We start from the raw sequence: 15,238 nt of genomic DNA on the forward strand, positions 1-15,238 counted from the left end.
CGGCGATGACAGCCAGGAGAGCATCATGGGATTTTCTGCACTGACCCGACCCCTTGCCTTGGCGGCAGCCTTCGCCCTCTTCCTCGTGGCAGCACCGGCAGTCGCTGACGGTGACGAGGCGCTGGTGCTCTATAACTTCATCACCGAGGAGCAGGTGCTGATCAGCGACCCCGCAGCCCTTAGCCTCGATGAGGGTGCGGCCTTCGTACCGCAACTCCCGGAGACACTGGCACTCTATCAGCTGCACGCCGAGCAGACCGGCAATGCGGTGGTGGCCGCCTACAAGACCTACCAGGACTTCATGGAAGCGCTCGCCCAGTAGGGGGAGCGACGCGGGAACTAGGTGCGGCGCAGAAAACGGCTTTTCTTCTCGCGGCGCACGCGACCGCGGCAATCCGGGCAGTACTTCGGCGCGCAACCGCCCTTCTCTACGGCGACGAATACCCGGGCGCAGCGGCCATCGGCGCAGCGTCGCTGCACGCCGGCGTTGGCGATGCGCGCAGCCGCATCATCATCGATATCGGCAATGCGAACCCGCGGGTCCTCCGCCCGGGTCAGCCCGGTTTTCTTCTCGCTGTCCGGGCTCGCGAACTCGTAGCGGGCCTTGCCGCCGCGCCGCCAGGCGACTGTGAGCTCGGGGGTCTTGACGTCTGCCTCGGTGCTGGCCGCGTAGGCAACCTTCTGTTGTGACATGCCGGATCTCCATTGAATGATGGATTTATTATACTTTCAATATAAAGACAAGTCAAGCAATCTGACACTGGCCTTGCAGGGCCAGTCTGGTACTATATAAAACTCAAACTAAAGAGAGGTCGCCATGCTCCGCAGAAAGAACAACAAGAACAGCAAGCAGGCTCGCGCCATGGTGCGAATCACCAACGAGGCCATCGCGCTTCGCGACGAGATCCTTGCCCTCGATGGTGGTGAGCGCGCACAGGTGATGGCGCTCTGCGCCTACACCTACAAACAGCTCTTTGGCCGCCACGCGCAGATCCGCAACGTCTTCCTGGCTCCGGAGTCTGCGCCGCGCCGGCTGATCGAGGCCACCGCGAGCGGCATCGACCAGGTCTCAAGGAAAAATGGCCGGCCGCTCAAGCTGGTCGCAGACGGCCAGGGCAATGCCGGGGCCGTGCTGCCGGCCTTCGTCGCCGCCCACGTGCGACGCCTTGGACTCGCGCTGAAGGCCTGGCGGCTGTTGGTGGAGAGCGGCCTTGCGATTGACGCACGCGCGCCCGTTCGGGAGGCCTGGAGCGCCCTCGCCCAGGACGAGCCGGCGCTGCTCGCCGCCTTTGCCGCACTGCGGGCGATCGAGGCGGAGAACGCGGCATTGGCCGCAGAACCCGAGCGCGCGCCCACGGTTTTCAGCAAGCTCGAGGACAGTGACTGGCTGTCGCTTTGCGCGACGCTGCCGCTCGCTGGAGAGGCAGCCGAAAGCAGCTCGGCCGCCTGAGGCCTGCGCAAAAGGACGCGCACCGCTCGGAGGCGGTGCGCGTTTGTCGTGCCGTGTGCTCTCAAGGGGCAGCGTCACCCGCCGCCCCGCACGCCCTACTCCGTTGCGATCGCCTCGATGGCCGCCGAGAGGGCCGCGGCATCCTGAAGCCCCCCAAGCCCGCGCATGGCACCGCTGCGGTTGTTGACGATCACGGTGGTCGGCGTACCGCGAACACCAATCGCCCGTCCCGCCGCGACATCGCTCTCAACCTGGCGCACACTCGCCGGGTCCTCCATGCACGCCGTCAGTGACGGGCGATCGGCGCCGGCGAGATCAGCGATGGCGAAGAGCGAGCGCGACGGGCCGCGGCCACCGCCCCGGCTCTCATCGAACATCCGCTCAAGAAACACAAAGTACGCCTCCTCCCCCGCGGTTTCGCCGACGCAGTAGGCGGCAACATGCTGGCGCTTGGCGCGCTCGCCGAAGCCTGGCAGCGGGAAGTGCCGGTGGGCGAGGTTGGCAACGCCCCCCAGGCCATCGACCGCCTGCTCCGGAATGCCCGCGTAGCGCTGACAGACGGGGCACTCGATGTCGCTGAAGACATGCACGGTGACCGCGGCCCGGCGCGGCCCGTGGAGTGGCACGCCACGCGTGCTGCGCACCCACTCGGCGCCCTCCTCGGCCGTCATCACCACACTGCCCGCGCCCTCGGGGAGGCGCTCGGCGCCAGCGCCGATCGAGCCGAAGAGCTGCAGGGCGCCGACGAGTGCGAGCATCGAGCCCACCACCGTGACACCGGTAAAGAGCATGCGCTGCCCGGGCGTTTGCTTGCGTCGCTTGCCCATCAGACCCCCTCCCCAGTGGACAGCCCGCGAAGCCGCGCGATATGCGCCCGGAAATGCTCCGCGACGGGCATCGGGGCGAGCGCACTGTCAGCGATGCTGGCAAGATGGGACTCGAGCCGCGCAACCGCCTGGTCGACTTCGCCAAGCGACTCCGCCAGGTGCGCGTAGGCATCCAGCACCTCTGGCGCCGTCTCGGGCGCTTCAAGCATCGGTGCGATCGCCGCGAAGGCCCCCGCCGTGTCCCCGGCACGGAAGCGCTCACCGGCGAGCTGTGCGGCAATGCGCGCACTCCCGGGGTGGGCGGCCTGGGCGCGCGTCAGCATCTCGAGCGCCTCCGCGCGCGCACCGCGAAGCGAAAGCAGGCGGGCAAGACCGGCAATCGCCGACTCGGCAACCGGATCGATCGCAAGCACCTGGTGGAAGCGCGTCTCCGCCTCACCCATGCGCCCGGCGGCAAGCGCGAGGCTTGCGAGGTTCATGTAGGCGGGGGTGAGCGCCGGGTCGCAGTCGACAGCCCGCATGTAGGCTGCGCGCGCCGCGTCAAGCCCACCCTCGCCCCGCGCCAGCGTGCCAAGGTTCACCCAGGCCTTCGCCTGCACCGTCGGATCAGCGTCGCCCGTTGCGCGCTCGAAGGCGGCCCTTGCCTGCACAAGATCACCCTCCCGGAGGTGTGCGATGCCGGCCTCGAGCGCACGCCCGCCCGCCGCAGCCTCCGCTGTCACCGCCACTCGCCCATCAGCGGCGCGCCGCCAGCCAAATAGTCCCATGATGCCTCCATTGATATTTTGATTTCGGTTTATTTAATCATGCCGGCCGGCGATTCGCCAGTTTTATATCCGTTATTTAAATTACAGGCAAGCTCTGGTAGACTGCCCGCTAGACCATGGTAGGTTGGCGATCTCGCCAGCCAGAACCGGAGAGCGACATTGCTGCTGCCACTGATCCGATCGCTGTTGCGCAAGAAGACCCTGAGAAAGCTGACCGTGCAGGCACGACGCGTGCGAAGCCTCGCCGACACCCACAGCTTCAGGGACGGTTCGACCGCGCGCTTTCAAGCCATGCGCGCCGGCGAGGCTGCCCCCGATGCGCTTGCCGCACTCGCCTGCGCCGTTGTTGCAGCGGAGCGGTATCATGGCTTCCGGCTTCATTCGCCGCAGATCCTCGCCGCGCTCTGCATGCTTGAGAACAACATCGTCGAGATGGTCACCGGCGAGGGCAAGACGGTTGTCGCGACCATCGCCGCCGCAACCCGGGCCGCACTTGGCGAGCGCGTGCATGTCGCAACGGCCAATGACTATCTGGCCGAGCGCGATGCCCGCGAGGCCGCCGGCGTGCTCACCCCGCTTGGCCTTGGCGTTGGCTCCATCATTGCGGACTCCCCGGGCGATGCCCGCCGCGCGGCCTACCGGATGCCGGTGGTCTACGGCACTGTGCAGCAGTTCGGCTTCGACTATCTGCGCGACAACCTCGCCTACCGCGCCGAGGACCAGGTGAGTCCCGGTGGCGAGCGCGCCTCGCTCATCGTCGATGAGGCCGACGCGGTGCTCCTCGATGAGGCGGTGACGCCGCTCATCATCTCCCAGGAGTTCGACTCGGAGATCGACGTGCTCGAGGGCATCGACGGCCTCGCCCGCGGGCTTCGCGTGCAGGTGGTCGAGCGCACCCGCGAGGAGGGGCTGATCGGGGACGACGCGGTTGACGCCGTCGCCATCGAGGAGACCAAGCGCGTCGTGATGCGCTCCGGCGCCTATGCCGCGCTTGAGCGCCGGGCGCTCGCCGAAGGCAGCATCATCTCCCGTGACGCGCTCTACCAGCCCGGCAATCTCCACCTGGTGCGCGCACTGGAGAACGCGATCGCCGCGCGCAGCATCTACCGCGTGGGTCGCGACTACGTGATCGAGGACGATCGCGTGGTGATCATCGACCCGCGCACCGGGCGCCCGACGCCGGATCGCTCCTGGAGCGAGGGGGTGCACCAGGCGGTGGAGGTCGCGAGCGGTGCGGCGCGAAGCCGCGAGGCCGGGACACTTGCCCGGGTGCGGGTGATGGACTTCGTCGGGCTCTACCAGCGCGTTGGCGGGATGAGCGGCACGGCCATGACCGCCGCTGAGAGCTTCGAGCGGGTCTACGGCCTGCCGGTGGTGGCGGTGCCGACAGCCCGTCCGGTGCAGCGCGCCGACGAGCCCGACCGGATCTACCTCGGTGATGCCGCACGCCTGCGTGCGGTCTGTGACGATGTCAGCGGGTGCATTGCGCGCGGCCAGCCGGTACTCCTTGGCGCTGCCAGCATCGAGGCCTCGGAGGCGCTCTCCCGGGCGCTCAGCGCGCGCGGCATCGCCCACAACCTCCTCAATGCCAACTACCACCGCGAGGAGTCGCGGATCGTTGCCGAGGCCGGCAGACCGGCGCAGGTGACCGTGGCAACCGCCATGGCCGGGCGCGGAACGGATATCCTGCTCGGTGGCAGCCTCGCCGACGGCGACCAGGAGGCCCACCTGCGGCGGCGCGAGGCGGTGCTCGCCGCAGGTGGGCTTCGCGTGATCGGTGTCGGGAGACACCGCTCGCGGCGCATCGACGAGCAGCTGCGCGGGCGATCGGGCCGCCAGGGCGACCCGGGCTCAAGCGCCTTCTACCTGAGTCTCGACGACCCGCTGCTCGCCACGAGCCTCGCGCCGGCGGTGCGCGCCCTCGCCCGCCAGACCGGGCTTACCGAGGACCAGCACCTCTCATCCGGCCTCATCGGCGGGCGCATCCGCGCGCTGCAGGCGAGCTACGCCCGGGATGAGGCGGACAGCCTCCTCGACCCGCTCGGCTTCGAGCGGGTGAGCGATCAGCAACGCCGCGCCTACTATGCCCTGCGCGGCGAGTGGCTCACGGCAGACGCCGCACTTGAGACGCTGAATACGGCTACGGTCGAGCTGATCGACGCGCTGATCGATCGCCACTGCCCGGCCGGCCATCTCCCGGAGCACTGGCGCCCACAGGCGCTCGCAAGCGAGATGCAGTCGACCCTTCGCATCACGCTCGAGCTGCCGGCGGACCCCGACGACATCGATCCGCAGGCACTGCGCATGCAGGCGCTCATGGCGCTCTCCGAGAGGCTCGACGCGGTGGCGCTGATCCAGCCCGGGTACACGCTTGTCGAGCCGGCGCGACAGATCCTCCTCTCCCAGGCCGACAACGCCTGGATGGGGCTTAACGACGCGATGGAGAGCCTCAAGCGGACCATCCCCTTCGCCTCGCTCTCGCAGAAGTCGCCGACGGTGATCTTCCAGCAGGAGGCCTTCGATCATTTCCGCGCCGCACTGAACGAGGCCCATGTGATCGCGGCAAGCATCTACTGCCGCTACCTGGCAAGCATTGTTGAGGCGGCGCAGGCTGAGAAGGAAGAGGCTGCTTAATTCGCCGGGGCTGTGGTAGCATATTATTAACAGAAAAATAAAGAGGTGTCCGCCATGCGCAGCCTGTTGTTTGCATCACTCGCCTTCGCCCTGACCGTGGCGGTGGCACTCGCCCCGGCGTCGACGGCGCTCGCCGGGCCATCGGGGAACTGCATGTCCGGCGCCCCCTCCTCGGGCCTTGAGATCGATGGCCAGTCGACCAACGATTGGGCACGCGACGGGATTCGCGGCGAGTCACTCTCCGGCACGCTCTCCGCCTGCATCGCGATGCTCGGCTTCCGCGGGCCCAGTGCGATTCTGGGCGACTGCGGCTGCCGCGAGGCGATTCGCGAGGAGTGCCGCTTCCGGGTCAGCAGCCGCGGACTGCTGGAGGCGCAACCAAGCGCCTGCCTGCCCTTCCACCCACGGCTTCGCTAAGGCCCGATTTGCCCGATGGAACGCCAGGCGCCGCCCTCTCAGGCGGCGTTCTGCGTGTGCCCGGCTGGCGGCTTGCGGGTATCGAGGGTGTAGGCCGCACGGCCCGTGGGGTCGATCTCGTAGGGATTGCCGATGGCCGGCGAGAAGGCGTGGATCGATGAGAGTATGAGGTTGCCCGCACTCTCCCCGTCGTAGATCTCCGCCACCCGGATCGCCACCTGGGAGGCGAGATAGCCCTTGGTGCGGCGAAGCTCGGTCAGGATGCTCTGCTGGTGCTCGCGATCGACGAAGGTCTTCACGATCTTCGGCGTCGCAGTGGCGCTGCGCGCAAGCTCATTGCCGTAGCGCTCGTTGCCGTGCTTTGCGCAGTTGATGCGCAGCATCGGGATGATCTCGACCACCACGTTGGCATCACGCCGCGCGGCGGCGAGTAGTCCCTTCGCCTGGTAGCGCAGGAAGTCGGCAAACACCTCGTCGAAGGACTTCACCCGGCGCTCGGCTGCGTGGTATTGCATGTCGATCTGGGTGGAGAGCTTCGAGTCGACCACCAGATCACGACGCACCCGGATCAGCGCACCGCCGTACATGCCACGCCGGGTGTAGTGCTCAAGCGGCCCGCGCAGGGCGCCCGCCAGCGCCTCGGGCGTGACCACCGGCAGGTAGAGTGACTCGTGCGGGCGGAGGATGACGCCGGTAAAGCGCTTGGTCTGTGCGCCAAGCACCTGGGCGCGCAGAGCGCTGATGCGCTCCTCCCCCTCGATCGGCGCGGGGTGGGTGCCGGCGTCGATCGCCTGGCGAATCCGGCACATCTCCTCGCTGGCAACGCTCGCCTCCTCATTGAGCCTCGAGAAGACGTTCATCTCGAGATAGCCGATCCCAATCGCCGGCATGGCATCCTCGGGGCCGGCGCGCAGCACACTCGCCCAGCGCCCGCCCCAGACGTTGTTGGCGCGGTCAATCTCAAAGACCTGCTCGATCAGGAGAATCCCGCAGGGGGCGTCCGGGCCGTTATCCGCCGAGGCCGCGCAGGGATTCTTCGCCCGCCGACCGCTCTGGGCGAACCGCGCCAGATCGGGCAGGGTCTTCGAGCTCGAATCGCGCACCGCCGCAGCCATCTCCTCGGTCGGCTGGAGGTGCACCCGGATCTCGCGCCCCTTGCGCGTCACGCCGTCAACAAAGCTACGCGCAGGATCACTCTCATCGAGGTGATAGGCGCGCGGGTAGAGCAGAAAGCCGCCTTTCGGCGTGGAAGAGCCTGGCTGCATGAGGATCACCCTATTAGTTTCATGTTTATTATATCAACAATCAGCAGGGATGACAAACTCTTTTGAAAACGCTATAATAATGATGATTCGGCGCCGAGGAGGCCCCATGTCGATCGAACTTGCCCACAACACCAGCGTCATGGACACGGTCCATGGCGCCATTGCGCTGCTCGATCACGAGAAGAGCGTGATCGACCACCCGCTCTTCCAGCGGCTGCGCCATATTGCCCAGAATGATGTGCTCTTCCTGGTCTTCCCCGGCGCGACGCACAGCCGCTTCGCCCACTCCATCGGCGTCATGCATGTGGCCCAGCGGATGTTCCACGCCATGCTCGATGCCGCGCGCTACGAGCGAAAGCGCCTGGGGCTTGGCGAGCCCGGGGATGCGGCGAGCGCAGGCGTTGCCTATCTCGCCTCGGTGTTGCGCCTGGCCGCACTGCTCCACGACACGGGCCATGGCGCCTTCTCCCACCAGATGGAGTCGGCACCCGCGATCCGTGCCATGATCGACGCCGAGGGCCAGTTCGAGCGGCTCTGGGCAGGGGTTGACGTTGGTGGCTTCTACAGCCAGGCACCCACCCACCTCGAGCACGAGCACTACTCCATCAGGAGCGCCCACGCCATCCTGAGCGAGCGCCTCCCTGCCGGCAGCGAGTCCATGGTCCAGGATGTGTTGAATGTCATGGAGACCACAGATGGCGGGCCGTCCGAGCGCTTTTGTGCCGCGGCGAGCGCGGCGTGGGGGCTGATTGCACCCGGCACCACGGCGCCAGAGGGCGCCGGCGCCCTGGTCATGGGCCTGCTCGGCGACATCATCTCCGGGGAGCTTGATGCGGACAAGGGCGACTACCTGCTCCGCGACAGTCGCTACACCGGTGTGGCCTACGGTCTCTACAGCCTTGATAATCTCGCCAACAACCTGCGCTTTGGCTATCAGGCGCAGGAGCAGTGGCTTGGCATCGCAGTCAACCGCAAGGGCCTCCCCGAGTTCGAGAACTTCGTGCTGGCCCGCTTCGGGATGTTCCGCCATGTCTATGCCCACAAGACGGCGATCGGCTTTGAGATCCTGCTGTTGCGGGCGATCAACGAGGTCATGGAGGACGCAAGTGCGGCGGCACAGCTCTCGGCCATGCTGAGCGACATCCGCCACTTCGCCTACCTGACGGATGCCTTCTTCTGGGAGCGCTTCCGGGCACGCGCGATGGTCGACCCAGTGAGTGCGAGCGCACGACTGCTCGCCCGCGACAAGCTCCCCTTCCTGGGTGGGGCGAACGCGCTCGATCTGGCCGCCAAGCGCAAGGCCGCGGCCGCGATCGCCGAGAGCACGGGCGTTCGCCTCGGTGACATCCAGTATCGCTGTAGCCTCGCGCGCTTTAGCGCCATCGGCGAAGACTACCGCGCGATCCGCGTGCTGGTAAAGGGGCCTGGCGGTGAGCGGGCCTACCGGCCGCTGGTCGCCGAGAGCGACTTCTTCGGGCGCTTTGAAAGTGTGGAGCGCACAAACTTCTACCTCGACCCACCGTCTGCCGCCTGAAGCCAAGGGCGCCGCTGACCATGCCAGCGACGCCCTGCCCTGCCCTGCCAGCGAATCAGAACTGGGATTGCTCATCGACGAGCTTCAGGAGCTCCTTCAGCGTCTGTGCAATCTCCTCCTGGGGGATTTTCTCCGGCACCGGCCCCGCCGGGTAGCGCAGTGACTCGCCGAGCGTCTCAAGCGTGCTGGCCGCCTCCTCGGCGCTCTCCTCGCGGCTTAGGCCCGCGCGCGCACCCGAGGCCTCGAGCTGGCTGCGGGGTGCGGCGTCGGCGCGCTCTGCGACGGTCAGCGGCCGACCCGCGCTTGCCTCGGCCTGGCGGAGCACGATTCCGGAGAGCAGCGCCTCGAACTCCTCCGCGCGCCTGGTGGCCTCAGGGCGCACCGAGCGCTCCGGTGCGTGCGCGTCCTCAAGGAGCACCATCTGGCGCTCATCAGCAAAGCGCTCGGCGCGAACCGGGTGCTCGGGCGCGGCATGCGGGCTCTCGCGGCCGGCGTCACCGGCCGCGCGCTTCTCTGCCCCGCGCTTCGCGCTGGCAGGTGAAGGCTTCGGCTCGATCCGCGCCGCCGGCGTCTCGGCGGGCTCGTCGGTGCGAAGCCCGGCAACCACCTCCGCCTCATAGTCCTCGATCTGCTCGCGCACCTCGGAGAGGCCCAGGGCGACCACCGCCGCCTCATGGCCACTCAGCCCCCGCTCACCCACCAGGGCAAGGTCCGCGAAGATTGTCTTCAGGCCAGGATCGAGCTGCGAGGGGCCGCGGGCCTCATCATCCGCATCCAGCGCGCCAAGCCCGCCTTTCTCGACCACCTGCTCAAAGCGCTTGAACGCCTCGTTGATCTGGTCGATGACGTGTTTTGGTACGTTCTCGATCTGGAGGAATTCGTTCAGCTTGATCTCCGGCACCTCGAAGGGGTCGGCGTAGAAGAGCTGGGCACGGCTGATGGTGTCGCCGTTGATCACATGCGCCTGACCAGGTTTCTGGCTGGTGAGATCGCGCAGATTGACGCGCTTCATGCTGTCAATCCGCGCGGTCTTCTGATCGGCGTAGAGCCCGGCGGCGCCCTTTGCCTCGTAGCCCGAGGTGAGGGTCGCCTTCGCCTCGCCACCGCGGGCCTGGGCGATGTCGAAGGTCTCCTTCGGATCCTCGAGCTTCATGAAGATCTTGATGTTGGTGTTCGCCTGCACGCTGGCGGCCTCCTCCTCGGAAGCGCGCTTGAAGGAGGGGTAGTCCTGCCCGGCAAAAACAACGCTCACCCCAAGCGAGCGGGCCTGCGCGGCAACAACGGCGAAGCCCTTCACCGCGTAATACCCATATTCGTCGAGGATAATTATAAAGGGTACTTTGGCGTTGCTCGGCTTTTGCTCGACCGCCTCGCGGCGGGTGCCTGCAACCGCGTTGCCAAGCGCCGGTGCGAGCGCCGAGCGCACGCCGGCGACAACCAGCTTGCCGAGCCCGGCAAGGGCGTCGGGATCCTTCTCGAGAGCCGGTAGCATCACGAAAAGCAGCCGGCGGTTAAACACCACGTCCTTGAAGTCGATCTCGCCGCGGCGAAAGCCGAAGATGTGACCGTAGGTGTCGGTGAGATCGGCCATGACCTCGGTCAGCTGCATCGCGAGGTAGCCGTGCTGCTCGTAGCACTTCTGCTGGAGCGCGCCCTGGGCGGCGTCGATCTCGCTGTAGCCGGGGAGCTCCGCCAGGTAGCCCTGGAGGGGCTTGAGTGCCGACTCGGGGAGGTCGTTTCGCAGCGCCAGCATGATGATCTTGTCGAGCGGGATATGGGCGCGAATCGTTGCGATGTCGAGCTCGAGCTCGCCGCGATCACGCAGCGTCGTCAGCGCCTTCAAGAGGCCGCCCAGCATGGCGCTCGCCCGCCCCTTCCACATCGCATCCCCGCCACCGGACTCACGCATGAGGCCGACCACGAGCGAGCGCAGCTGCTCGGCATTGCCGTAGGCGAAGGGGTTGTTCGAGTTGGTGATGCGGTTGGTGTCCTCGCCGGTCCCGGTGAGGTAGTTCATCACCAGCAGGTCGTCCTCCCGGCCAAGGCGCCGGCAGAGGCTGAAGGCGAGCCACCAGACCGTGTTGTCGCCCTTGCCGTCGACATAGATCGCGCCTGAGCCGATCAGCATCGCCTGGTAGAAGATGCCGAGCAGAAAGCGGGTCTTGCCGCTACCGGTCGAGCCGAAGACAAGCATGTGGGTGCGGGCGTCGTCGTTCGAGAACCACAGACCCGCATCGGTCTGCCGGTCGTTGCCGAAATACATGAGCCCATCGCCGCTCTGCGCAATCGGCCTGCGGAAGGGATAGGAGCGGTGCTTGCTCCAGGCATACCAGGCGAAGAGGATGCCGATGATGAAGAGCACATCGAACACCTGGACCGAAAAGACGAACGGCCAGAGCGTGACGATCACGCCGAGCATGATCAGGATGAAGCCACCGGTGTCGGCGACGAAATCATGGATGCGAAAGCGAAGCGGCCGCGTATCGCGCTGAATGAGCCCGGGATTGAGATCGGCGTTGTTCTGTACGCCATGCACCTGTTCGGCCGACATGATGAGATTCCTTTATTTTTATTGTTATTTTTAGTGCGCGCCTGCGTGTCAGGCCGCACTGCGCTCGGCGACCGGCATCTGGGGGCGGATCGAATTGATCAGCGCCTCAATGGCCGCATGCACCTCGGGTCTGTTGAGCGACCGGCCAATCAGCCGCTCGATCTCCCAGTGGGCAAACGCGCCACCGGCCTCCACAAACGGCGTCTTGCGCCCGACCGAGTGCAGGCAGTACCAGAGCGCTCGATCCTCACCCTTGAGCCAGGAGAACTCCACCGGCGCCACCACGCCTGACTTGCGCGCCTCATCGAGGAGGCTCATCAGCGCCGGGCGGACATAGCCGTGGGCAGCCATGACATCCTCGGCCACCACGCGCCGCCCGGCCTCCTTGACCGGATTTGAGCGGGCGATGGTCTTCAGGCTGCGGTCACTCAGCATCTTCTTCGTGAAGTCGATTGCCTGCTGGCGGTCGAGCGCCGCCCCAGCCTTGATCCGGCACTCCTTGCGGTGGCGCACCAGGGCTGTCGCCAGCGCATTCTTGACGGCGTTGAAGATCACCAGGCGGCCAGGGGAGAGATCCTCCGGGTCAATGCGCGTCCCGGCCGTTTTCTTCGCACCAACGAGTCCCGGGAGATGGGCACGGGCGTAGCGGCGCACCAGTCCCATCATCGCCCGGTCGGCGAGCTCCAGGCGCGGCACGAGCATCTCCGCGATCCGCCGCTCGGTACCCGAGAGCGCCGCGAAGCCGGCATAGCGCGCGCCGAGCTGGGTGGCGAAGGAGCGCTCGGCGAGATCCCAGTCGACATCGCCACTCTTGCCATCCCAGATCGGCTGGCGGTACTGCCTGCCCTTGGGCGATTTCGCCAGCGCCTCCAGGCCCATGGGCGGCGAGAGGGTCGCGAACTCGATCGGCCGCATGGCCGAGGCGTAGCGGACCGATTTCGGGTCATCGCGATCAAGATCAATATCAAGCGCCTCGGGATGATCGGCGGCGGCATCGCGCACGAACGGGTAGAGTGGCAGGTTGTGGCTGAGGAGCTCTTCCATGTTGAAGCGCTGGGTCACCGACTCGGTGGCGCGAAAGCGCTTGACGCCAAGCGCGACCAGCAGGAGCCCGGGCAGCCAGCTGAAATAGCGCGCGAAGTGATTGTCCATGGCGACCACGGTATCAGGCACAATATCCGTTGACGGCGTCGTCTTCAGAAAATCCACGGCCTCGCGGATCTCAAGACTGCCGTAGACAGGCACCCAGGCGGGAATCCAGCTCACCAGGGTGAACTCGGCAATCCGCAGGTATTTCCAGGCCGCCGCGACAAAGTGGAAGTTGTGCTGGAGCACCATGACCGCGATCATCAGGATGACCAGAACCATGATGAAAAAGACGTCGTTCGTGTTGTTGTCGCTGGAGCCGCCTGCCATGAGATCGCTCTCTTATTATTATTTTAGTGTTTATATAATATTCCGTTACCGGACGGAAATCCAGACCCGGATCAGCCCCCGTGCATGCGCCGCAGGACAGCCATGGGGTCCTCTGGCTCATCGCCCGCATCCTCGAAGTCCGGCGCCTCGATGACACGTGCGCCGGACGGCGTAACTATGGCGCCGGCGTCGTCAATGGCATCATCATCGGGGCGAAGCAGCACGCCTTCACCGCCCTCCCCTGCCCCATCCTCGTCATCCTCGCTCTCGGTTGGCGACGCCGCAGGGTTGGTGGGTGGCAGATCAGGCCTGCGCGGCGTCGGTGCCTGCGGTGGCGCTGTCCTTGCCGCGTGGGGTTCTGGCGCCGGCGGGCCGCCAGACAGGCTCCTCGAGGCGTCAAGCAGCGCCCCGAGCAGCAGCGGATCGGCAGCCTGGATCACCGCCTCCTGGGCGTTTCGGTTGCGCACCAGGGCGTTGTAGCCGGCCAACAGGAGCATCCGGTGGAGCTCCTGGCGGCGGCTGCGGCCGAGGTCGGCAAAGTAGTCGAGCAGATCCGCATCGAGCGGATTCTCGTCATAGAGGTTGACCGTCATGCGATGGCGCATCGCCCACCCTCCCCCGCCGGACGCCTCAGGCGCCCTGCGCGGCAAGAATGAACTCGGCGTACTTGGCCATGCCCCGGGCATTGGCGAATGACGGGTCGGTCCCGATCACCTGGTTCGGGAACCAGCCCTCGAGGTGGCGCTGGATGGCCACCACGGTGCCGCCGACAAAGATGACCTGCTCGAGGTCCGCGGCCCGGCCGAGGCGGCGCATGGTCTCGCTCCTGATGCGGTTGACGGCGACCTTGATGGCGCCCGCAGCGATCGCGCTCACATCCTGGTCCTTGCCCCACATCCGGATCCGCCCGTCGGTGAGCGCCCGGGCGAGCTCCTGGTCGTTGACCTCGACATCGTACTCCTCGCTGATCGCCTCGCGCAGGGCCTCGCGCACCGCGATCATGCCCACCTCAACCGTCGAGGAGCGCTCGGTGTCGAGCTGCCAGTCGCGGATGACCGCGATATCGGTGGTGCGACCGCCGATATCAACGATGCCGATGCGCTGTGCGACGAGCTCCTCGTTCACCTCGAGCTTGCCCGAGGCATTGCGCTGCATGACAAAGTCCATCCAGGCGGCGATGCCCTCGGAGACCACTTCATGGCGGGCGATGCGCGCAAGCGCCGTGCCGTCCTCGGCCACCACATCGTTCTCAAGCAGGTTCTGCTTCTTCTGCTTAATGAACGGCGTGTTGAGCGTGCCCTTGCGGTAGAATTTCTTGACCGGCAGACCGCTACAGAGGAAGAGCTCCGCGCCAGCCTCGACACCGGCCTCGCGCAGCGCATGGGTGACCACGGCACGGTTCATCGCGCTCAGCGGATAATCGTCGCTTGCCGTCGAGTCGGCGCGGTCGATATCCCGGCCCACCGTGTACTTCCCATCCCGGGTCTGGTACAGAAATACCGTCTTCTGCGCCGTGCCGCTAATGTCGATCCGGTTCAGCTCACCGGCGCGCGCACGCGAGGGCATCCGGAAGCTGGTGCCATCGCCAAGGACGATCTTCGTCTCATCGAAGCCGTCGTCCACGCCGGCAACGACCCACTGTTTCCTGGAAGTCATGAGGGGCTCCTGGTTGGTTCTTTATATTTTTAACTTTATTAATTATACGGTACTGTTCGCCCGGAGGGAAGCACCTTGCGCAGGTAAACCTCCCAAAGGCAGCCGCAAAGGCCAGGCGACACGAGCAACGCGCGGCCTGTGGATAACCCCTCATCCACGGGGCTGGTCAATCCAGCAGGCCAAGACGGACAACCATCAAACAGGCGCGGTCAACCACGGAAAGCCGGAGGGCAACCATCAAACACGCCGGTCACACGCCTAAACCACGCCTAAGATACTGACTAGGATAATGAAAAATGCGCCTATAAGGGATACTACAAATACAAAGTAAGTTTGTACACTGTGGATAGCGGGGATAACCGATCAAGCCATGGTGAGGGGACTGGCAAACGCCGTGATAAAGCAGTCTATCAGCAAAAGGACAACGGCAACAACGAGCCCCCGGATCTTGATATCCCGGCCTTTAGGGACCAACAGCCCAGGGCAAGAGCAAACGCCACGGCCATCCTCAAGGGATCACGGCAAGCAACACGCCCTACAGTCCGGGCCGACCTTCCATGGATGGGGCATCCATCAGACAGCGCCCCCGATGCGTGCAGTAACGAACATCCTGAGCTCGGGTTAAACGGGCTCCTGCCCCCCGGGGAGCAGGAATGCCATGCGCTAGGAGGGTGACACCCCCGTCTGGGAGGAGTAGCCGAGCACGTCCGCGGCCGCCGAA

Annotated in this window: 13 protein-coding genes; 5 read left to right on the forward strand and 8 right to left on the reverse strand. The window is 66.0% G+C overall.

The features are described 5' to 3' along the window. The first annotated feature begins 25 nt into the window (after positions 1 to 25). Positions 26 to 322 (forward strand): hypothetical protein, encoded by a 297-nt coding sequence (locus J2T57_RS06190; protein WP_253475860.1) that lies wholly within the window; start codon positions 26 to 28, stop codon positions 320 to 322. Between the two features lie 17 nt (positions 323 to 339). On the opposite strand, the gene J2T57_RS06195 is transcribed toward J2T57_RS06190, so the two are convergent. Then, the gene (locus J2T57_RS06195; protein ID WP_253475863.1) at positions 340 to 693 is read right to left on the reverse strand and encodes a hypothetical protein; all 354 of its coding nucleotides are present in this window, start codon (positions 691 to 693) and stop codon (positions 340 to 342) included. A 124-nt stretch (positions 694 to 817) separates the two neighbouring features. Here J2T57_RS06195 and J2T57_RS06200 point away from each other — a divergent pair, with 124 nt between their 5' ends. Then, positions 818 to 1,450, forward strand: a complete 633-nt coding sequence (locus tag J2T57_RS06200; RefSeq protein ID WP_253475867.1) for a hypothetical protein — start codon at positions 818 to 820, stop codon at positions 1,448 to 1,450. A 95-nt stretch (positions 1,451 to 1,545) separates the two neighbouring features. Here the strand turns inward: J2T57_RS06200 and J2T57_RS06205 are convergent, their stop codons facing one another. Together J2T57_RS06205 and J2T57_RS06210 are read right to left on the reverse strand one after the other, a co-directional pair. Further along, on the reverse strand, positions 1,546 to 2,277 hold the full coding sequence (locus tag J2T57_RS06205) for a DsbA family protein (RefSeq protein ID WP_253475870.1): 732 nt from the start codon (positions 2,275 to 2,277) through the stop codon (positions 1,546 to 1,548). Continuing rightward, positions 2,277 to 3,044, reverse strand: a complete 768-nt coding sequence (locus J2T57_RS06210; RefSeq protein WP_253475873.1) for a tetratricopeptide repeat protein — start codon at positions 3,042 to 3,044, stop codon at positions 2,277 to 2,279. The genes J2T57_RS06205 and J2T57_RS06210 overlap by 1 nt, the downstream gene beginning before the upstream one ends. A 159-nt stretch (positions 3,045 to 3,203) precedes the next feature. Here J2T57_RS06210 and J2T57_RS06215 point away from each other — a divergent pair, with 159 nt between their 5' ends. Then, positions 3,204 to 5,678: a preprotein translocase subunit SecA gene (locus J2T57_RS06215; RefSeq protein ID WP_253475876.1), complete on the forward strand. Its 2,475-nt coding sequence runs from the start codon at positions 3,204 to 3,206 to the stop codon at positions 5,676 to 5,678. 54 nt (positions 5,679 to 5,732) lie between these two features. Beyond that, positions 5,733 to 6,095, forward strand: coding sequence for a hypothetical protein (locus J2T57_RS06220; RefSeq protein ID WP_253475879.1), 363 nt, complete (start codon positions 5,733 to 5,735; stop codon positions 6,093 to 6,095). A gap of 38 nt (positions 6,096 to 6,133) precedes the next feature. Here the strand turns inward: J2T57_RS06220 and J2T57_RS06225 are convergent, their stop codons facing one another. Beyond that, positions 6,134 to 7,360 (reverse strand): hypothetical protein, encoded by a 1,227-nt coding sequence (locus tag J2T57_RS06225; RefSeq protein WP_253475882.1) that lies wholly within the window; start codon positions 7,358 to 7,360, stop codon positions 6,134 to 6,136. Between the two features lie 106 nt (positions 7,361 to 7,466). Between J2T57_RS06225 and J2T57_RS06230 the strand changes: the two genes are divergently transcribed. Further along, on the forward strand, positions 7,467 to 8,894 hold the full coding sequence (locus J2T57_RS06230; protein WP_253475885.1) for an HD domain-containing protein: 1,428 nt from the start codon (positions 7,467 to 7,469) through the stop codon (positions 8,892 to 8,894). A gap of 55 nt (positions 8,895 to 8,949) precedes the next feature. On the opposite strand, the gene J2T57_RS06235 is transcribed toward J2T57_RS06230, so the two are convergent. The 4 genes from J2T57_RS06235 to J2T57_RS06250 all read right to left on the reverse strand — a co-directional run bounded on the left by J2T57_RS06235 (position 8,950) and on the right by J2T57_RS06250 (position 14,517). Next, the gene (locus tag J2T57_RS06235; protein ID WP_253475889.1) at positions 8,950 to 11,445 is read right to left on the reverse strand and encodes a TraM recognition domain-containing protein; all 2,496 of its coding nucleotides are present in this window, start codon (positions 11,443 to 11,445) and stop codon (positions 8,950 to 8,952) included. Positions 11,446 to 11,493: 48 nt separating this feature from the next. Next, a complete protein-coding gene (locus J2T57_RS06240; protein ID WP_253475892.1) occupies positions 11,494 to 12,861 on the reverse strand; it encodes a secretion/conjugation apparatus DotM-related subunit in 1,368 nt (455 codons plus the stop codon). Between the two features lie 71 nt (positions 12,862 to 12,932). Continuing rightward, positions 12,933 to 13,466: a hypothetical protein gene (locus J2T57_RS06245; protein WP_253475895.1), complete on the reverse strand. Its 534-nt coding sequence runs from the start codon at positions 13,464 to 13,466 to the stop codon at positions 12,933 to 12,935. A gap of 25 nt (positions 13,467 to 13,491) precedes the next feature. After that, positions 13,492 to 14,517: a ParM/StbA family protein gene (locus J2T57_RS06250; protein ID WP_253475898.1), complete on the reverse strand. Its 1,026-nt coding sequence runs from the start codon at positions 14,515 to 14,517 to the stop codon at positions 13,492 to 13,494. Positions 14,518 to 15,238: the final 721 nt, after the last annotated feature.

It is taken from the genome of Natronocella acetinitrilica, from assembly GCF_024170285.1.
In the GTDB taxonomy this organism is placed as follows: Bacteria; Pseudomonadota; Gammaproteobacteria; order Nitrococcales; family Aquisalimonadaceae; genus Natronocella; species Natronocella acetinitrilica.